The organism is Pseudonocardia sp. Cha107L01 (genome assembly GCF_052566575.1).
In genome coordinates this window covers 8350005-8368612 of sequence record NZ_CP199579.1, presented here as the reverse complement: position 1 = coordinate 8368612, position 18608 = coordinate 8350005, and the positions used below count along the sequence as shown (strand labels likewise).

At 72.5% G+C, this 18608-nt stretch carries 16 protein-coding genes; 10 read left to right on the top strand and 6 right to left on the bottom strand.

Features of this window, described 5'->3' with window-relative positions; translation table 11 throughout:
* The first annotated feature begins 29 nt into the window (after window positions 1-29).
* Complete coding sequence (locus ACTXG6_RS39455) at window positions 30-467, top strand: hypothetical protein (protein ID WP_445184412.1); 438 nt, start codon at window positions 30-32, stop codon at window positions 465-467.
* Between the two features lie 31 nt (window positions 468-498).
* On the opposite strand, the gene ACTXG6_RS39450 is transcribed toward ACTXG6_RS39455, so the two are convergent.
* Window positions 499-1323 (bottom strand): oxygenase MpaB family protein, encoded by an 825-nt coding sequence (locus ACTXG6_RS39450; protein WP_445184411.1) that lies wholly within the window; start codon window positions 1321-1323, stop codon window positions 499-501.
* 79 nt (window positions 1324-1402) lie between these two features.
* On the opposite strand from ACTXG6_RS39450, the gene ACTXG6_RS39445 reads away from it, so the two are divergent.
* Window positions 1403-2068 carry a TetR/AcrR family transcriptional regulator gene (locus ACTXG6_RS39445; protein WP_445184410.1) on the top strand — a complete coding sequence of 222 codons (666 nt, stop codon included), beginning with the start codon at window positions 1403-1405 and terminating at the stop codon, window positions 2066-2068.
* 26 nt (window positions 2069-2094) lie between these two features.
* Here ACTXG6_RS39445 and ACTXG6_RS39440 read toward each other — a convergent pair whose 3' ends face one another.
* The 5 genes from ACTXG6_RS39440 to ACTXG6_RS39420 form a co-directional block, all read right to left on the bottom strand.
* Window positions 2095-2589, bottom strand: a complete 495-nt coding sequence (locus ACTXG6_RS39440; protein WP_445184409.1) for an SCO family protein — start codon at window positions 2587-2589, stop codon at window positions 2095-2097.
* Window positions 2586-4112, bottom strand: a complete 1527-nt coding sequence (locus tag ACTXG6_RS39435) for a linalool dehydratase/isomerase domain-containing protein (RefSeq protein ID WP_445184408.1) — start codon at window positions 4110-4112, stop codon at window positions 2586-2588. The genes ACTXG6_RS39440 and ACTXG6_RS39435 overlap by 4 nt, the downstream gene beginning before the upstream one ends.
* Before the next feature lie 288 nt (window positions 4113-4400).
* On the bottom strand, window positions 4401-5354 hold the full coding sequence (locus ACTXG6_RS39430; RefSeq protein WP_445184407.1) for an SDR family oxidoreductase: 954 nt from the start codon (window positions 5352-5354) through the stop codon (window positions 4401-4403).
* Between the two features lie 63 nt (window positions 5355-5417).
* Window positions 5418-5612, bottom strand: a complete 195-nt coding sequence (locus tag ACTXG6_RS39425; protein ID WP_445184406.1) for a hypothetical protein — start codon at window positions 5610-5612, stop codon at window positions 5418-5420.
* Window positions 5613-5676: 64 nt separating this feature from the next.
* Complete coding sequence (locus ACTXG6_RS39420; protein WP_445184405.1) at window positions 5677-8703, bottom strand: transglycosylase domain-containing protein; 3027 nt, start codon at window positions 8701-8703, stop codon at window positions 5677-5679.
* Window positions 8704-9511: 808 nt separating this feature from the next.
* On the opposite strand from ACTXG6_RS39420, the gene ACTXG6_RS39415 reads away from it, so the two are divergent.
* From ACTXG6_RS39415 to pdxS, 8 genes are all read left to right on the top strand, one after another.
* Window positions 9512-10768, top strand: a complete 1257-nt coding sequence (locus ACTXG6_RS39415; RefSeq protein ID WP_445184404.1) for an alpha/beta hydrolase fold domain-containing protein — start codon at window positions 9512-9514, stop codon at window positions 10766-10768.
* 97 nt (window positions 10769-10865) lie between these two features.
* On the top strand, window positions 10866-12941 hold the full coding sequence (thrS, locus tag ACTXG6_RS39410; RefSeq protein WP_445184403.1) for a threonine--tRNA ligase: 2076 nt from the start codon (window positions 10866-10868) through the stop codon (window positions 12939-12941).
* On the top strand, window positions 12938-13510 hold the full coding sequence (locus ACTXG6_RS39405) for an HIT family protein (protein ID WP_445184402.1): 573 nt from the start codon (window positions 12938-12940) through the stop codon (window positions 13508-13510). Before thrS ends, ACTXG6_RS39405 begins: the two co-directional genes overlap by 4 nt.
* 43 nt (window positions 13511-13553) lie before the next feature.
* On the top strand, window positions 13554-14276 hold the full coding sequence (gene pgsA / locus ACTXG6_RS39400) for a phosphatidylinositol phosphate synthase (RefSeq protein ID WP_445184401.1): 723 nt from the start codon (window positions 13554-13556) through the stop codon (window positions 14274-14276).
* On the top strand, window positions 14273-15226 hold the full coding sequence (locus tag ACTXG6_RS39395; RefSeq protein ID WP_445184400.1) for a phosphatidylinositol mannoside acyltransferase: 954 nt from the start codon (window positions 14273-14275) through the stop codon (window positions 15224-15226). The genes pgsA and ACTXG6_RS39395 overlap by 4 nt, the downstream gene beginning before the upstream one ends.
* A gap of 38 nt (window positions 15227-15264) precedes the next feature.
* Window positions 15265-16461, top strand: coding sequence for a glycosyltransferase family 4 protein (locus ACTXG6_RS39390; protein WP_445190239.1), 1197 nt, complete (start codon window positions 15265-15267; stop codon window positions 16459-16461).
* On the top strand, window positions 16461-17444 hold the full coding sequence (locus ACTXG6_RS39385) for an NUDIX hydrolase (RefSeq protein ID WP_445184399.1): 984 nt from the start codon (window positions 16461-16463) through the stop codon (window positions 17442-17444). The genes ACTXG6_RS39390 and ACTXG6_RS39385 overlap by 1 nt, the downstream gene beginning before the upstream one ends.
* A gap of 59 nt (window positions 17445-17503) precedes the next feature.
* Complete coding sequence (pdxS, locus tag ACTXG6_RS39380; protein ID WP_445184398.1) at window positions 17504-18442, top strand: pyridoxal 5'-phosphate synthase lyase subunit PdxS; 939 nt, start codon at window positions 17504-17506, stop codon at window positions 18440-18442.
* Window positions 18443-18608 lie beyond the last annotated feature (166 nt).

Below are 18608 nucleotides of genomic sequence, written 5' to 3'. Positions count from 1 at the left end.
CGTACGCAGAAAGAGAGCAAAGAACTCCGTTGTTCACCCAGCTTCGCCAGGACATCACCAGCCGCGGCCAGCGCATCCGCCACGACATCGCCAGGACCAGCAGCGATATCCGCCACGCGAGGGACGAGTACCACCTCGCCAAGGCGGAACGCCCCAGGTTCGTCACGCGGGTCGGCGACCTCGTTGCCCGGTACCACGGCGTCACCCTGTACCGGGACCGGGTCGAGCGGGGCCGCCAGGCCCACTCGCTGGTCGGCGTGCGCGCCACGGTGTCCGAGTCCGCCGACCGCCGGACCGATCTCGGCACGGTGCGCGACGTCTGCCTGACCATCACCGGCCCGGACTGGGAGTGGACGGTCCCGACCGCCGCGGTGTTCTCCCCACGCAAGGTCCGGGCGTTCGCGGCGCTGATCAACTCCCACGCGGCGGCACGTTCCGGCAACGGCTCGCTGCTGGTCGGCGCCTAGCCGACACCCGCACCGCCCGTCGCTCGCTCGCTCAGACGAGTGGGCGGCCGGTGCGGATGCGCCAGCGCAGGTCGATCAGGTAGAGGTTGAACGGGAAGGTGCGCAGCACCGGCGGCGAGACCCGCACGAACGCGCGGAGAACCGCCATGATCCGGTCGAACCAGCGTTGCCGGCGCGCGTCCCAGGGCAGCCGCATCTCGTCCCGGAAGCGCTGCGGCAGGAAGCCGGTGGTGACGAACCGGCTGAACCGACCGAACGCGGCCCTCATGGGCAGCGGCAGGTGGCGAAGCATGATCAGGTCGGTCAGGTAGTCCCGGACGGGGTCGTCCATCGAGACCTGCTCGAGGGCCGAGTCCCAGTACCGCTGGAACGCCGCCAGGTCGGCCGGCCAGCGGTCCGGCGGGACCTGCAAGGTGGTACCGAGCACCGCCGACTCGCGGTAGATCCGTTCCCAGGTCACCGGGTCGAGGGGAGTGCCGAACAGCCGATAGGTGTCCTGGAAGCCCACGTAGAGGCAGGCTGCGACCCACAGTTGCAGGTCCACGTCGAACGCGTTGTAGGGCACCGGACTGGACTCGGTGGAGCGGACCGCCGCGTGTGACCTGTTGACGCCCCGCCGGTAGAGCATCCGCTCCTCGTCGGTGCCCAGCGTCGTCACCGCGAGGTAGCTGAGCGTGGTGCGCGCCCGCTTGATCGGGTGCAGCGTCACCTTGCCGCTGTCGACGGTGCTCTCCACCACGCCGTAGCCGACTCCGGGGCGGGCCAGCTGCATGATCACGTTGGCCGGGCCGGCGAGCAATCCCGCGCCGATCGCGAGCTCCCGGATGTCCACGGAAGCCGAGGTTGACGCGGTCATCGCCGATTCCTCCCTGAATCTGCTCACATCTGTTAGCAACATGGAAGCGCGAGCCCGCTCAGGTGTCAAGATGGCAGGCATGCAGTCAGCGGAGCGCAGGTACGGCGGCGTTCAGGGCGACGAGCGCCGGGCCAGGCGCCGGGCCCGGCTGATCGAGACCGGACTGGACCTGCTCAGCGCGGACCAGGGCGAAGCCAACCTCACGGTGCGCAGCGTGTGCGCCGGCTCCGGGCTGGCCGCGCGCTACTTCTACGAGAGCTTCGCGGACCGGGAGGCGCTCGCCCTGGCGGTGTACGACCACGTCGTCCAGGACATCGCGGCCACCACGGCGGCCGCCGTCGCGGTCGGGCCGAGGGACGCCAGGGCGCGCACCCGGGCGGGGCTGGCCAACATCGTGCGCACGATCGTCGACGACCCCCGGCGCGGCCGGCTGCTGTTCTCCACGGCGTTCCTGAGCCCCTCTCTGGCACACCGTCGGCTGGAGGCGGCGGAGCTGTTCCCCCGACTGCTCGGCGGGCACACCAGGGCGTTCTTCGGCATCCCGGGCGGCCTCCGGCTGGACCTGGCCGCCCAGTTCGCCGTCGGCGGGCTCGCGCAGACGCTGACGGCGTGGCTGCACGGCCACCTGGAGATCGACCCGGAGCGGCTGGTCGACCACTGCACGGACCTGTTCCTGGCGCTCATGGCGCAAGCGGTGCGGGACGAGCCGATGCGGGACGGAGCGCGGCCCGACGGCGAGGGTTGACCGGTGTGCGGTCAGCCCGAGCGGACTCAGCCGGTCAGCTGGGTACGGATCCGCGCCGCGATCTCGGCGGCCTCCAGTGCGTCGGTGAAGTGCTCCGCGTAGCGGCCGTCCCGGTCGAGCAGGTAGCTGAACGCGGTGTGCGGCATCGCGTAGCCCTCCGGGTCCTCCGGGTCCTCGGCCCGCCGGGCGAACACCCGGAACGCCCGCTTGGCCACATCGACCTGCTCGGCGGATCCGGTCAGCCCGGTGAACCTCGGGTACTCGGAGAGGAAGCCGCGCAGCACCTCGGACGAGTCCCGCTCCGGGTCCACCGTCACGTAGAGCGCCCGCACTTCGGTGGCCAGCGGGCCCAGCAGGTCGAGCGCCGTGGACAGCTTCAGCAGCGCGGCCGGGCAGACCTGCCTGCAGTGGGTGAAGCCGAAGAACAGCAGCGCGTACTTGCCGCGGTAGCTCGCCTCGGTGACCCGGTTGCGGTGGTGGTCGACGAGGGTGAACGAACCCCCGACCGGCGGCGCGCTCATCGGGTCACCGCCAGGGTGTAGTCGCGGGCCGGTCCGGCCGGGCAGCGCAGCTCGACGCCGCCGTCGCCGGCGCGAACTGCCGCGTCCGCCGAGCTGTGCACCGTCGCGTCCGCCCCGCTGGCCAGCACCTCGCCGTCGCGGCGCAGTGTCCAGTCGCCCCGGCCGGGTAGCCGGCCGATCACCACCCGGCCCGGCTCGCCGCCCTCGCGGCTCCGGAGTCGGAAGTCGAGCGCGCCGTCGGCGAACACGGCCCGGCTCACCTCCACCTCGGGGTCGACCTCGGTCAGCGCCGGGTTGCTGAAGTGCGCCCGGTCCCAGGGTTGCTGGTAGAGGCCGTTCAAGCCGTCCGGCACGTTCAGGCGGGCGTAGCCGAGCAGCACGTTGCCGCTCATCGGCTCGATGTCGGTGCGGTTGCCGTCGGCGTCGGCCGGGGTGTCGTTGCGCGGGTAGTACAGCCCGCCGTCCCGCCAGGTCGGCGCGAAGTACCGGTCGGCGTGGGTGAACAGGCCGGTGAGCGTCTCGGTGTCGCCCATCTCCGAGGCCCAGGCGGCCACCCAGCCGAAGTCGCAGGTGTCGTTGACCACCGTCTGGCCCATCACCTCCATGGCCGGGGCGGACCGCACGGAGAGCGCGCCGTCGCCGCCCGGCACCAGGAACTCCCGGACCTGGCGTGGGTAGTTCCGGTGCACGAAGTCGCGGTTCCAGCTGTTCATCAGCGCACCGCACCAGGCGTCCACCCACGGTGCGAGCGTCTGGTTGGGCCGCACCTCCCTGGTGTCCGCGCTGATCATCATGTTGTAGTGGCCGTTCCCGTCGAGCCGGCCGTACTGCTCCCAGGCCTTCTGGTAGCCGCGGACGATCTCCTCGGCGCGGCTGCCGCCGGTGCGCAGGTCCTGCATGCGGAAGCCCAGGATGGCGGGCTGGTTGCAGATCTGGAACACGCAGTTGGGCTCGCAGGCGATGCCGACGAAACCGCCCTCGACCAGCTGCCAGTAGAGGTTCTCGGCCAGCGAGTCCTGGTCGTAGCTGAACCGCCGCTCGGCGCCGCCCCAGAAGAACGACCAGTACCGGAAGGTGAGCGCGCCCGGCGCCGCGTAGCGGTCGTCGTCGAACAGGTAGGCGTAGAGGTGCGCCATGGACTGGACGTAGGCGCTGTACATGATGTTGTCCCGGACCACCGGGTCCCACTCCTCGCCCAACTCCTCGGCGAGGTGGGCGTTGAACACCGAACCGCCCTGGCTGACGTCGCGCCAGTACAGCCACACGTCGGGCTCGAGGATCTTGTCGATCAGCCGCTGGAAGGTGGGCTGGAACGCCCCGGGCGCGGCCGGCAGCCGGTGCCGGTGGGTCAGTGCCAGTGCGTAGGCCATGTAGGCCAGCTGGAAGCGGTAGCTGCCGAAGTCGTCCTGGCCCTGGCCCTTGCCCTGCATCAGGGACCAGTCGTTCGGTAGGCGTCGGGACAGGTTGTCGAAGTGGCGCAGGTGGCCGAGCTGCTCGCGATCCAGTGGCACGGACAACGTCATGGTCACCGACGCTACGCCGGTATGTCGGCGGCGCCACCGCACCGGTTGCCGCGCCACCCGGCGGGTGCGCTGTTAGCGCACGCCCATGTGCCAGAGCAGCACGTTGTGCACGTGGTGGCTCTTCTGGTCGCCGCGGAACTCCACCTCGTAGGTCTGGGTGCCGACGTGGATCGCGATGGCCCCGGTGGAGAGGTTCGCTCACGCCGCTCCTCACGCCTGGTGATCACTGAACCAGCGAGGGTAGTGCCGGGCGTGGACGGGCGGCGCGACTAATTCAGCGCGGTTGATTCAGCGGTATCCGGTGGCGTCGGCGGGCCCGCCCGCGTCCTGCACCTCGGGCAGGTAGCGCCAGGCGTCCGGGCGGCTGCCGTCCAGGTCGGTGAACCCGTACTCCTTCGCCAGCTGCCCGCTGGACAGCGACCGGCCGGACCAGCGCGACACCTCGGGGTCGGCCGCCAGCGCGGCGACCGCGCGCCCGACGAAGGCGGGTGACTCCGAGATGCAGAAGTGCGGCTGCTCGGCCAGTGCGTCCCGCCAGTTGTCCTCGGTGACCTTGAACGTGTCGAGCATGATCTCCGAGCGCAGCCAGCCCGGGGTCAGTGCGACCGAGGTGGCCCCGTGCGGGCGCAGCTCGTGGGCCAGTGCCCAGGCCATCCGGATCACCGAAGCCTTCGCCAGGTCGTAGAAGGTGGAGATCCGGTAGGTGTCCGCGTTGTACTCGGCGGTGCCGTCGGTGATCTCGACGTGCAGGCCGCCGGGCCGGCGAATCAGCAGTGGCAGGGCGAAGTGGCTGGTCACCAGGTGGGTGTCGACGGCGAGGCGGAGCATCCGCAGCCCGCGATCCAGCGAGTGCTCCCAGACCGGGGTGTCCCACTCGAACAGCAGCTCGGCGCCCCAGATGTCGTTGACCAGCACGTCCAACCGGCCGGCCTCCCGGTCGATCCGGGCCACCAGGTCGCGGACCTGCTCGGCCTCCAGGTGGTCGACCCGGACCGGGATGCCCCTGCCGCCGGCCGCCGTGACCAGCTCGGCGGTCTCCTCGATGGTCTCCGGACGGTCGTACTCCGAGCGCTGACCACCGCCGGAGCGGCCCGTCACGTACACCGTGGCACCGGCCGCCCCGAGCTGCGTCGCGATGCCACGCCCGGCGCCCCTGGTGGCCCCGGCGACCAGCGCCACCCTGCCCGTGAGAGCACCGCTCGTGGGATTGCCGCCTGTCGGTCCGCCGCCCTGTTCACCCATGACCTGAGAGTGCCATCAGCCACCGACTGTCCCGGTGGGTTCCGGCCGTCGGACCCGGCCCGGTCAGGGGTGCGGGCGCTCGAAGCGCAGGGTGATGCCGATGGTGCCGGGTTCGAGGCCGAGCAGTTCGGCGACCAGGTCACGGGCCGCGGCTTCGAGCTCGTCGAGCTTCCTGGCCCTGGTCAGCGCTTCCACCTCGGGGACGTAGAGCACGAAGCCGCCGGACTCGGCCCAGGCCAGCACCTCGAAGGTCCGCATCTGGCAGATGATTCCCCCGCCGACGGCACGGGAGGGACCAAATTAGCCCAGGTGGGGGCAGGTTCTAGCCGCGTACCGGCTGGCTGGTCGAGGGGATCGCGGTGCCGGTCGAGCCGGAGTCCGACTCGGGACTCGGCTGTGCCTCGGCCTGTTCGCCGGAGTCGCCGGAGCTCGAGGACGGCGCCTTCTGCCCCTCGTCCTGCACGGTCTTGCAGGTCAGCAGGCCGCACTCCTTGTGCGAACCGCCACCGCCACCCCTGTTGCCGCTGTCGCTGTTGTCCGAACTGGACGGGCGCTCGTCGTTCTGCTCCGGGGGCGGCGGCGCATCGGAGGGCGGCACGGCGGCGTCCGGGGCGGGGGCGGCCGGCGCCGCCGGGGCGCCACCCGCCATGAACCCGTCGGTCGGACCGGTCACCGCCGGCGGCGTGCCGATCGCCTTGTACGGCCCGAAGGACTGTGCCGGCTGGGACTTGGTGGCGTCGAACATGTAGGTCTTCCAGATCGTGCCCGGCATCGTGCCACCGGAGATCGGGGCGCCCTTGGCGTTCTTGATCGGGGTGTTCTGGTCGGTGCCGATCCACACCACCGAGGCCACCTGCGGGGTGAAGCCGGCGGTCCATGCGTCGTTGTTCTGGTTCTCGACGTAGGACTGCACGGTGCCGGTCTTGGCCGCCACCGGCCGGCTCCCGGACAGGGTCAGCTTGTCGTAGGTCGGCACGCCGAGCATCGCCTCGATGACGTTGCGCGCGACCTGGGCACTGAACCGCTGCGACGGCGGGTTCACCGCCTCGTAGAGCACCCGGTCGTCGGAGGTGGTCACCTTGGTGACCAGGTGCGGCGGGTGGTAGACGCCGCCGGCGGCGATGGTCGCGTAGGCCGAGGCCAGGTCGACCGGGGTGACCTCCTTGTCGCCGAGCGCGATGCCGGCGTCGACCTTGTTCAGCGGGGCGGTGATGCCGGCCAGCTTCGCCGCGTCGGCCACGTTCTGCGGCCCGACCCGCATGGCCAGCTCGTGGAAGATCACGTTGTTGGAGATCGTCATCGCCTGCTTGATGTCGCAGACCTGGCAGGACGCGCCGTCGGCATTGCGCAGCCCCGGGAGCGGCTCGCCCTTGAACTGGGTGCCGAGACCCATCGGGGTGGGCTGCAGCATGTCGGCGAGCAGCACGAACGGCTTGAACGTCGAACCGGGCTGTTTGCGCACCCTGGCGTAGTCCAGGCCGACGCCGTTGTCGCCGCCGTAGTAGGCCAGGACCGAGCCGGTCTGCGGATCGATGGACACCAGCGCGCTGCGCAGGTTCGGCGGCTGGCCGTCGAGCCCCTTGTGCACGGCGTCCACCGCCTGCTGCTGGGCGACCGGGTCGATGGTGGTGGTGATCTTCAGCCCCTCTTGGCTGAACTCCTGCTCGCTGATGCCCCGGGACTCCAGCTCGTCCTTGATGGCGCTCAGGATCAGGCCGCGGTCGTCGGTCGGCACGCCGCCGGAGATCCGCCGCGGCGGGATGGTGACCGGGAACCGGGCCGCCGCGCGCTGCTCCGGGGTCATCCAGCCCTGCCGGAGCATGCCGTCGGCGACGAAGGTCCAGCGCTCCACGGAGTGCTGCGGGTCGACCGCCGGGTCCCAGCGGGACGGGGACTGGATGACGCCGGCGAGCAGCGCCCCCTCGGAGGGGCTGAGCTCCCAGACGTTCTTGCCGAAGTACGCCTGGCTGGCGGCCTGGATGCCGTAGGCGCCCCGGCCGAAGTAGATCGCGTTGAGGTAGTCGGCGAGGATGTCGGCCTTGGTGTTCTCCTGGGAGATCTTGACCGCGAGGATCATCTCCCGGTACTTGCGCCACAGCGAGTGCTGGTCGCCGACCAGCGAGTTCTTCACGTACTGCTGGGTGATCGTGGACCCGCCGCCCCCGCCCCCGGTGAGCTGCCGCACGGCCGCCCTGGCGATGCCGATCGGGTCGAACCCGGGGTTGGAGAAGAAGCTCCGGTCCTCGGCCGAGAGCACCGCGAACTGCACATGCTTCGGGATCTGGTCGATACTGACCTTGATCCGGTTGCCCTCCTGCGGGACGACCTTGGCCAGCTGGCTGCCGTCCGCGAAGGAGATCGTGGCGACCTGCTTGTTCACCGCGTCGTCCGGCGTCGGGACGCTGAAGCACAGGTAGCCGATGAAGAACAGCATCACCGGCAGCACCACGAACAGCCCCGCCGCGCCGAGGCCGGCCAGCCGGGCCCGGTGCCACCAGAGCTGCTTCGGGGTGTACTTGGCGAGCCGGGTCCGGCGCCGCCGCAGGGACCGGTCCCACCATTCCTTCGCCTGCTCGGGCAGCACCGCGGCGCGGGCGGTCAGCTCCGTCATGTCGAACCGGCCGCCGATCCGCCGGTCCTTGCGCCGCGCCGGTGCCTCGTCCTCCGGTGCGTCGGGGGACGAGGTGGCCATCCGGGCCCGGCCCTCGGCGAGGAGGCGGGCCGCGGTGGCGTTGTCCGGTGCGTCCGGCTCGGCCTGGGGCGGCCGGGCCTGCTCCGGGTTGCCGGGTCGGCGTCCGTTGGGCGACTGCTCCGGGGTACCTGGCCGGCGGCCGTTGGGGGAGTCGTCGGGGGTGCCGGGGCGGCGTCCGTTGGGCGACTGCTCGGGGGTGCCCGGGCGGCGGCCGTTGGGGGAGTCGTCGGGGGTGCCGGGGCGGCGGCCGTTGGGCGACTGTTCCGGGTTGCCGGCCGGTCGGCGGCCGTTGAGGGGCTGCTCGGGCGAGCCGGGACGGCGGCCGTTGCCGGCCTGTTCCCGGGTGCCCGGGGGGCGCCCGTTGAGGGCTTCGTCGGGGGTGCCGGGCCGGCGGCCGTTCGGCGCCTGCTCCGGCGCACCGACCGGTCGACGGCCACGCGGAGGTTGCTCGGTCGGGGCCGACCGGCGGCCATGGTCCGGCACGTCCGGCACGTCCGGCACACCCGGCGGGCGGCCGTTGCCGGCCTGTTCTGGCAGATCGGACCGGCGTCTGGTGCCGGCCTGCTCGGGCACGTCCGCCCCGTCCCGCCCGAGCGGTTTTCGGGGCTGCCGCCTGGGCAGCGCGAACTGCTCGCGGGGTCCGTTGCCCGGGTTCACCGGGCCGGCGCCCGGTCGGTTGACTCGGTTGACCTCGGGGGAGCGGTCGCCGCGCGGCTCTGGCGAGCGCGGACCCGGTCCGCGCGGATCCTGGGCGGGGGGTGGCCCTTGCGGCGGGGGTTGCGGGCCCCGGCGCGGGGCCCCGGCTAACGCGCCGGGCGCGCCTCGGGCGGCGAGCTGGCGCACGGCGGGGGGCACCGGCCGGCGGTGCGCGGCCGGGCCGGGTGCACCGGGGCCGGCCGGACCGGGACGACCAGGACCGACCGGTCCGGGACCACTGGGCCCCGCCGGGCCGCCGGGACCGATCGGGGGCGCGATGCGGCGCGCGCCGGGTGGGGAAGGCGCCCCGGTCGCCGGCGGTGGGAACTCGGACCAAGGCTCGGACCGGGACTCGGGCTGAGTCGACTCGGGCTGAGACGACTCGGACTGAGACTGGGGACGAGGCGCCTGTGCGGGCACCTCCCGGGCATCAGGGGTCCCCGGAGCATTGCGCCGTCCGGGCGAACCGGACGGCCCAGCGTGTGCTCCAGACACCCGCGAGGCCTCCCACCTTGGCTTATGCAGCGTCCGCGACCAGCCGCTGGGGATCGGCTGTGGCGCGAGGTCCGCCAGATCAACGGCTCCCCGCACCACCGCGATGCGGGGAGGCGACCAAACTCACCCGTTCGGCCGCCCGATCTGGTCACTTGCTGTGGATATGTCTGTCGCTCTGGCTACGGACGGTGAAAGCACCTCTTCCTCGCTGTCGCGTAGCCTCGGATCGATGATCGCGAACCGCCGGACGGCGGGTTGAAGGGGGTGGCCCGAGGTGCGCCGTGGAACGGTTCCGATGCTGGTCGGGGCGCTGGGCGGGGCGGCGGTGGCCGGAGCCTACCGGCCGGTGCTGGGTCGCTGGCCGCTGTCCGTCGTGAACGCGGTGCCCAGCGCGCTCGCCTCCGAGACCCCCGCCGTGCTCGCCGGCGCGCACGTGCTGGCCGGCGCCGCCGCGCTGCGCTCCCGGGGGCTGTCCCGGGTGGTCGGGGTCGCGCTCAACGGTGCGGTACTGGCGGGCCTGGCCGGGCTGGCCGGGGACGCCCGGCGCTCGGCCGAAGTGCTCGCCGACGCGCTGCGCCAGGCCGGCGTCGACCTGACCGGCACGACCGGCTCGGTGGCGGCAGGGAGACGGCCGGCCGGCGTGCTGTCCGGCCGAACGGCCCGGCGGCGGTACCGGCGGGTGGCCGACATCAGCTACAGCGAGCACGGCCCGTTCGGCACCTTGGACGTCTGGCACCGGAGCGACCTGCCGCTGGACGGGCGGGCGCCGGTGTTGCTGCAGGTACACGGCGGGGCATGGCAGATGGGTGACAAGGTCGGCCAGGCCGAGCCGCTGCTCGGGTACCTCGCCGAGCGCGGCTGGGTGTGTGTGACGGTCAACTACCGGCTGGCCCCCGCGTCGCGGTGGCCGGCGATGGTGGTGGACGTCAAGCGGGCCATCGCTTGGACCCGTGAGCACATCGCCGGGCACGGCGGCGACCCCGACTTCATCGCCATCACCGGCGGCTCAGCCGGCGGGCACCTCGCCGCGCTGGCCGCGCTGAGCCCGAACGACCCGGACTACCAGCCGGGGTTCGCCGAGGTCGACACGGCGCTCGCGGCGGCCGTGCCGCTGTACGGCGTGCACGACTTCACCCGCGACCGGCAGGGGCTGTTCGCGCTGCTCGAGGGCAAGATCATCGGTACCAGCTACGCCGAGGACGAGCGCACCTGGCGGCAGGCCTCACCCGCACTGCGGGTCGGCGCGGACGCGCCGCCGTTCTTCGTGGTGCACGGTTCCACCGATGCGATCGTCGGGGTCGAGCAGTCCCGCCGGCTCGTCGACGCGCTGCGCGCCGGGTCACCCTCGGCGGTCGGATATGCCGAGCTCCCGCACGCCCAGCACGGCTTCGACGCGCTCGCCACCGCGCGCACCGCGCACACCGTCGACGCGGTGTACCGGTTCCTCACCGAGGTGCGGAACCGATCGGTGACCGCGGGAGCTGGCCAAATCGGTCTGGACACAGTCGAGGCGGCTCGTCGGCGGTCGTAAACGGAGCACTAACATCGGAACTGACTGGCGCGCTCGGCGCCCGTCGTGCTCGCGTTCATGTTCGTGCTTGTGTCGTTCCCCCTATAAGGAGCCCGTCGTGTCCGGTCCCGTATCCCGTCCCGTGCCTGCTCCCATCCGGGTGCCAGCCGGTACGACCGCCGGCTCGGCGGTACGGGAGGCGGGGTTGCCGACCACCGGACCGACCGCCGTCGTGGTGGTCCGCGACCTGTCCGCCGGCGCGGCGGGGGCGCTGCGCGACCTGGCCTGGGCGCCGGAGGCCGAGGTCGAGGTCGAGCCGGTCGGCGCGGACACCGCCGACGGCCGGAGCGTCATCCGCCACTCGGCGGCACACGTGCTGGCCCAGGCCGTCCAGCAGCTGTACCCGGAGGCCAAGCTCGGCATCGGCCCGCCCATCACCGACGGGTTCTACTACGACTTCGACGTGGCGAACCCGTTCACCCCGGAGGACCTGACCAAGCTCGAGTCCGCCATGCGGAAGATCATCAAGTCGGGTCAGCGGTTCGCCAGGCGGAAGTTCGACTCGCTCGACGAGGCGCGCAAGGAGCTGGCCGACCAGCCGTACAAGCTGGAGCTGATCGAGCTCAAGGGCGCCGGTACGGAGGCCGACTCCGAGGTGATGGAGGTCGACGCCTCCGGCGAGCTGACCAGCTACGACAACGTCCACGCGCACACCGGCGAGGTCGTCTGGTCCGACCTGTGCCGGGGCCCGCACCTGCCCACCACGAAGTTCATCCCGGCGTTCAAGCTGACCCGCAGCGCCGCCGCGTACTGGCGGGGCAGCGAGAAGAACCCGCAGCTGCAGCGCATCTACGGCACCGCGTGGGAGTCCGCCGAGGCCCTGGACTCGCATCTGGAGCGGATCGCCGAGGCCGAGCGGCGCGACCACCGCAAGCTGGGCGCCGAGCTGGACCTGTTCTCCTTCCCGGACGAGATCGGCTCCGGGCTGCCGGTGTTCCACCCCAAGGGCGGCATCATCCGCCGCGAGCTGGAGAACTACGCCCGCCAGCGGCACGAGGAGGCGGGCTACGAGTTCGTCAACACCCCGCACGCCACCAAGGGCCAGCTTTTCGAGACCTCCGGGCACCTCGGCTGGTACGCCGAGGGCATGTTCCCCCCCATGCACCTGGACGAGGAGCGCAACGCGGACGGCACGGTGCGCCGGCAGGGGCAGGACTACTACCTCAAGCCGATGAACTGCCCGATGCACAACCTGATCTTCCGGGCCCGGGGGCGCTCCTACCGGGAGCTGCCGCTGCGGCTGTTCGAGTTCGGCACGGTGTACCGGTACGAGAAGTCCGGTGTGGTGCACGGGCTGATGCGCGCCCGCGGCTTCACCCAGGACGACGCGCACATCTACTGCACGGTCGAGCAGATGCAGGACGAGATCCGCTCGCTGCTGGACTTCGTGCTGCAGCTGCTGCGCGACTACGGGCTGGAGGACTTCTACCTGGAGCTGTCCACCCGCGACCCGGAGAAGTCGATCGGCACCGACGAGGAGTGGGAGCAGGCCACCACCGCGCTGCGCGAGGTCGCCGAGGGCAGCGGCCTGGAGCTCGTGCTGGACCCGGGGGGCGCGGCGTTCTACGCGCCGAAGATCTCGGTGCAGGCCAAGGACGCGATCGGGCGCTACCACCAGTTGTCCACCATCCAGGTGGACCTGATGCTGCCCCAGCGCTTCGACCTGACCTACACCGCCGCGGACGGCTCCCGCCCCCGACCGGTGATGATCCACCGTGCGCTGTTCGGCTCCATCGAGCGGTTCTTCGGCATCCTCACCGAGCACTACGCCGGGGCGTTCCCGGCCTGGCTGGCGCCGGTGCAGGTGGTCGGCATCCCGGTCAGCGGGGACCAGACCGAGTACGTCGAGCAGCTCGCCAAGACACTGCGCTCGCGCGGGGTCCGCGTCGAGGTGGACGCCAGCGACGACCGGATGCAGAAGAAGATCCGTAACCACACCCTGCAGAAGGTGCCGTTCCTGCTGCTCGCCGGCGGCCGCGACGCCGAGGCGGATGCGATCAGCTTCCGGTTCCGGGACGGCACCCAGCGCAACGGGGTGCCGCTGGTCGAGGCGGTCGAGGCGATCGTCGAGTGGATCGCGCGCCGGGAGAACTCCTCGCCGACCGAGCACAACTTCGACGCGGGAGCCACGTGACGGACCCGGCGGCACCTGCCGGCCCGCCCGAGCTGGTCGGCCTGGACGGGGCGGCGGTCCCGGACGGGTTCCGCCGGCTGTGGACGCCGCACCGGTTGGCCTACATCAAGGAGGCCGCCGCGAGCAGCGCCGAGGAGGGCTGCCCGTTCTGCCGGATCCCGAAGCTGACCGACGAGGACGGTCTGGTGCTGGCCCGGGGTACCTCGGTGTACGCAGTGCTCAACCTGCACCCGTACAACCCCGGCCACCTGATGGTGGTGCCGTACCGCCATGTCGCCGAGCTCGAGGACCTCACCCCGGCCGAGTCCGCGGAGCTGATGGACTTCACCCAGCGCGCGGTGCGGGCGATGAAGAAGGTCGCCGCGCCGCACGCGTTCAACGTGGGGCTGAACCTGGGCGCGGTGGCCGGCGGCTCGCTGGCCGACCACCTGCACCAGCACGTGGTGCCCCGCTGGGGTGGGGACGCCAACTTCATCGCGGTCGTCGGGCAGACGAAGGTGATCCCGCAGCTGCTCTCCGAAACCCGGGAGCTGCTGGTCGGGGCCTGGCCGGAGCGCGGCACGGAATAGGCTTGGGGGAGCACCAGCCATCGCGTTCGCCCGGTAGGGGTCCATGCTCGACAACATTGTCGCCCGCGCTTCGGTCGGTCGGGTCACCGACCCGCTCGGCCGTACGCTGGTGGGCTGGGGCATCCCGCCGGACCTGGTCACCGTGCTCGGCACGGTCGGCTCGATGGCCGCCGCACTGTGGTTCCTGCCCAGGGGCCAGCTCTTCGTCGGCGTCTGCGTGATCACCGCGTTCGTGCTGTTCGACCTGGTCGACGGGGCGATGGCGCGGGCGCAGGGGTCCGGTACCCAGTTCGGCGCGGTGCTGGACTCGACCTGCGACCGGCTCGCCGACGGCGCCCTGTTCGCGGCGCTGACCTGGTGGTGCCTGCGGCTGGGGGACCAGCCGCACACGGCGGTCGCGGCGATGATCTCGCTGGTCGCCGGGTTGGTGGTCTCGTATCTCAAGGCGCGTGCCGAGGCCAGTGGGCTGTCCGCGCAGGGTGGCCTGGTGGAGCGCGCCGAGCGACTGATCCTGGCGCTGGTCGGCACCGCGCTGCAGGGCCTCGGGGTGCCCGGGGCGCTGGCGGTGGCGCTGTGGCTGCTCGCGGTCGGCTCGGTGATCACGCTGGGCCAGCGGCTGCTGTCGGTGTACCGGTCGGCGGCGGCGAGCACGGCCGCGCTGGCCGAGGCGGCGGCGGCCGAGCCGGCAACTGAAGCGGCGGCCGAGAGCGGCTCGGACGAGTCCGGGGTCTTGCCCGGCCCGGACGAGGGGCCGGAGTCCCGGTGACCGGCGAGCTGACCGGGCGGCTGACCGACCTTGGCTACGCCCTGGGTTGGCGGGCGGTGCGCGCCGCGCCGGCCGGGTTGGCCGGCGGGCTGTTCCGGGCCGGTGCCGATCTGGCCGCCCGCCGGGACGGCGCCGGCGCGCGCCAGCTGCGGGCGAACCTGGCCAGGGTGCTCACACACGCCGGGCCGGCGCCGACCGACGGGCAGCTGGACGCCGTGGTGGCGCAGGGGCTGCGCTCCTATGCCCGGTACTGGTGCGAGGCGTTCCGGCTGCCGGCAATGGACCCGGTCGCGCTGCACGATGCGGTGGATCCCACCGTGGCCGGGGTGGAGCATCTGGACCGCGCGCTGACCGAGGGCCGGGGCGTGGTCGCCGCGCTCACCCACAGCGGGAACTGGGACGTGGCCGGCGCCTGGCTGGTGCAGGCCCTGCGCCGCCGCGGCGAGCCGGCGACCTTCGTGACGGTGGCCGAGCGGTTGCACCCGGAGTCGCTGTACCGGCGCTTCGTCGGGTACCGGGAGTCACTCGGGTTCGAGGTGCTGCCGGCCGACGGTGGTGCCCGGACCGTCGCCACCCTGGCCGCCCGGCTGCGCGCCAACCGGGTGGTCTGCCTGGTCGCCGACCGCGAGCTGACCGGCGGCGGCATCGAGGTCGATCTCTGCGGCGAGCCGGCCAGGCTGCCCGGCGGCCCGGCCCAGCTGGCCCGGCACACCGGCGCCGCGCTGCTGCCGTTCGGCGGCTGGTTCACCGCTGGCGGCTGGGGCCTGCGGTTCCACCCGCCCATCGAGGTGCCGGCCGGGCCCGGCGGGCCGGCGGTGCGGGCCGCCACCCAGGCACTGGCCGAGGTGTTCGCGGTCGAGCTCGCGGCGCACCCGGCCGACTGGCACATGCTGCAGCCGGTCTGGTCCGCCGACCGCGCGGCGGCCCCGGTGGCCCAGGCGGCCCGATGAGCGACCTCGGGCGACTCGCGCGGACACCGGGCGCCGGCCTGCGGATCGGCATCGTCTGCCCGTACTCGTTCGACGTGCCCGGCGGCGTCCAGACCCACGTGGTCGACCTGGCCAAGGCACTGGGAGCGCTCGGGCACAGCGTCAACGTCCTGGCGCCCGCCGAGGTGTCCCGCACCGCGCCGGGGCAGCCGCCGCTGCCCGACTTCGTGACCCCGGCCGGGCGGGCGGTCGGGGTGCGCTACAACGGATCGGTGGCGCGGCTGACCTTCGGGCCGGTCGCGTACTCCCGGGTGCGCCGCTGGCTGGCCGAGAACGACTTCGACGTGCTGCACCTGCACGAGCCGATCGCCCCCAGCCTTTCGATGATCGCGCTCGCGGTCGCCGACGGGCCGATCGTGGCCACCTTCCACACCGCCACCGTCCGGTCCCGCGCGCTGACCACGTTCCAGGGTGTACTGCGCCCGATGCTGGAGAAGATCACCGCCCGGATCGCGGTGTCCCCGCTGGCCCGCCGGGTGCAGGTGGAGCACCTCGGCGGCGACGCGGTGGAGATCCCGAACGGGGTGAACGTGGCCCGGTTCGCCGACGGTCCCACGCTGCCCGGCTACCCCCGCCCCGGGGTGCGCACGGTCGGCTTCCTCGGCCGGTTCGGTGAGCCGCGCAAGGGGATGGACGTCCTGCTCGAGGCCCTGCGCGCGCTCCCGGCGGAGCGCATCGCGGACACCCGGCTGCTGGTCGTCGGCCGGGGTGACGAGGCCGCGCTGCGCCGCCGCGCCGGGCCTGACCTTGCGGCCCGGATGGACGTACTGGGCGAGGCCGACGACCTCACCACGGCGGCCGCGCTGCGCTCGATGGACGTCTACTGCGCCCCGAACCTCGGCGGCGAGAGCTTCGGCATGGTGGTCACCGAGGCCATGGCGGCCGGCGCTCCGGTGCTGGCCAGCGACCTGGACGCATTCCGCCGGGTGCTCGACGACGGCCGGGCCGGGCTGCTGGTGCCGACCGGTGACGCGGCCGCGCTGGCGGGGGCGCTCGGCGCGCTGCTCGCGGACGACCGGCGCCGGGCCCAGCTCGCGGCCACCGGCCGGGCCAGGGCCGCGCAGTGGGACTGGCCGGTCGTCGCGGGGTCGGTGCTGCGGGTCTACGAGGCGGCGATCGCGGCCGACCCGCGCCGCCCGGTCACCGGGCGGTCGGCGGGGCCGCGCGGGGTCGACCACCGGTCGGCGGCGAGCTGATGGACGCCTTCGGGCTGCTGCTGTTCTGCCTGCTCGCCGTTGCGCTCCTCGTGGTGGCCTCCTGCCTGCTGAGGGCGAACCGGCTGGACCGCCTGCACGTGCGCACCGATGCGGCGAAGGCCGCACTGCTCGCCGCACTGGAGCGCCGCGCGATGGTCGCGAGAGCGCTGGCAAGGGAGCTCGGCGACGAACAGCTGCTGGGCGCCGCGAGGCGCACCGAGCGGGTGCCACCACCGGAGCGGGAGACCGCCGAGAATGAGCTGAGCAGGTTGCTCGGGGCGCTGTCGGAGCAGGACATGCCGGCGGACCTGCACGGCGAGCTCGCCGACGCCCAGCAGCGGGTCATGCTGGCCCGCCGGGTGCACAACGACGCGGTGCGCGATACCAGGGCGCTGCGCTCGCGGCGCCTGGTGCGCTGGCTGCGCCTCGCCGGCAAGGCGCCCGCGCCCAGCTACTTCGAGATCGTGGACGCGGACGCCGGCGGGGACGACTCGACCGTGGTGCCACCGCGGCGCCGCCGGGCCGGGCGGGTGCTGCTGCTGGACTCCGCCGGGCGGGTGCTGCTGTTCGAGGGGATCGACCCCGCCCGGCCGCAGGAGTCGTTCTGGTTCACCCCGGGCGGCGGCGTGGAGTCGGGCGAGGACTGCCGCACGGCGGCGCGGCGCGAGCTCGCCGAGGAGACCGGTCTGGAGCTGCCCGCCGCGGAGCTGGTCGGTCCGGTCTGGCGGCGGCACGTGGTGTTCAGCTTCGACGGCCGCAACTTCGCCGCCGAGGAGGAGTTCTTCCTGGCCCACGCCGACCTCGGCCGGATCGACACCTCCGGCTTCAGCGACCTGGAGGCGGACGTCGTGCTGGGCCACCACTGGTGGACCGACGAGGAGCTGCGCGGCACCGGTGCGGTGATCTTCCCGAGGCAGCTCGGCGACCTGCTCGGCGGGCTTCGCGCAAGCCACTGGGACGGGGTGACCCGGGTGGTGTCCTGACCGACCTACAATCGGGAGTACCCCATCGGGTACCGAACCGAAGGCAGAGAGGTCACAGCGTGTCCGCCGAGCAACTCCCGTCCGATCGTTCCGAATCGACATCGGCCCAGCAGGGCTCCCAGTTCGGGACCGCCAAAGTCAAGCGAGGCATGGCGGAGATGCTCAAGGGCGGGGTGATCATGGATGTCGTCACCCCCGACCAGGCGAAGATCGCCGAGGACGCCGGCGCGGTGGCCGTGATGGCGCTCGAGCGGGTGCCCGCGGACATTCGCGCGCAGGGCGGCGTGGCCCGGATGAGCGACCCGGACATGATCCAGGGCATCGTCGAGGCGGTCTCGATCCCGGTGATGGCCAAGGCGCGGATCGGGCACTTCGTCGAGGCGCAGGTGCTGCAGTCCCTGGGTGTCGACTACATCGACGAGTCCGAGGTGCTCACCCCGGCCGACGAGGCGCACCACATCGACAAGTGGGCGTTCACCGTGCCGTTCGTGTGTGGCGCGACGAACCTGGGTGAGGCCCTGCGGCGCATCTCCGAGGGTGCCGCGATGATCCGGTCCAAGGGCGAGGCCGGTACCGGCAACGTCGTCGAGGCCACCCGGCACATGCGTTCCATCCGGGGCGAGATCCGCCGGCTCGCCGGGCTGGACAGCTCCGAGCTCTACGTGGCCGCGAAGGAGCTGCGCGCTCCGGTCGAGCTGGTGGCCGAGGTGGCGGCGGCGGGCAAGCTGCCGGTCGTGCTGTTCACCGCCGGCGGCATTGCGACGCCGGCCGATGCGGCCATGATGATGCAGCTGGGCGCCGAGGGTGTGTTCGTCGGTTCCGGGATCTTCAAGTCCGGTGACCCGGCTCTCCGCGCCGAGGCAATTGTCAAGGCCACCACCTTCCACGATGACCCGGACGTGATCGCAAAGGTGTCCCGGGGACTCGGCGAGGCGATGGTCGGAATCAACCTCAGCGACCTGCCGGAGAGCCAGCGCTACGCGGACCGCGGCTGGTAGAGCGCCTGTCGGCTCGCCTCCTGGCGTTGTCGTTCTCTTAATCTCCGGGTAGCGCGGCAGTACTCTCCGTGCTCGATGGGTATCGACCGTGTCACGCTCTGCGGTGAATCTTGGCTCCTTCGTCACTCAACTCACCTATATTCCTGTGAGCAATGAGACTGACGTT

What these genes read in the sequence shown, in the direction of transcription:
- ACTXG6_RS39450 (WP_445184411.1), bottom strand. Translation starts at nt 1,323, where the DNA reads ATGACCGCGTCAACCTCGGCTTCCGTGGACATCCGGGAGCTCGCGATC.
- ACTXG6_RS39445 (WP_445184410.1), top strand. Translation starts at nt 1,403, where the DNA reads ATGCAGTCAGCGGAGCGCAGGTACGGCGGCGTTCAGGGCGACGAGCGC.
- ACTXG6_RS39440 (WP_445184409.1), bottom strand. Translation starts at nt 2,589, where the DNA reads ATGAGCGCGCCGCCGGTCGGGGGTTCGTTCACCCTCGTCGACCACCAC.
- ACTXG6_RS39435 (WP_445184408.1), bottom strand. Translation starts at nt 4,112, where the DNA reads ATGACGTTGTCCGTGCCACTGGATCGCGAGCAGCTCGGCCACCTGCGC.
- ACTXG6_RS39430 (WP_445184407.1), bottom strand. Translation starts at nt 5,354, where the DNA reads ATGGGTGAACAGGGCGGCGGACCGACAGGCGGCAATCCCACGAGCGGT.
- ACTXG6_RS39425 (WP_445184406.1), bottom strand. Translation starts at nt 5,612, where the DNA reads ATGCGGACCTTCGAGGTGCTGGCCTGGGCCGAGTCCGGCGGCTTCGTG.
- pgsA (WP_445184401.1), top strand. Translation starts at nt 13,554, where the DNA reads ATGCTCGACAACATTGTCGCCCGCGCTTCGGTCGGTCGGGTCACCGAC.
- ACTXG6_RS39385 (WP_445184399.1), top strand. Translation starts at nt 16,461, where the DNA reads ATGGACGCCTTCGGGCTGCTGCTGTTCTGCCTGCTCGCCGTTGCGCTC.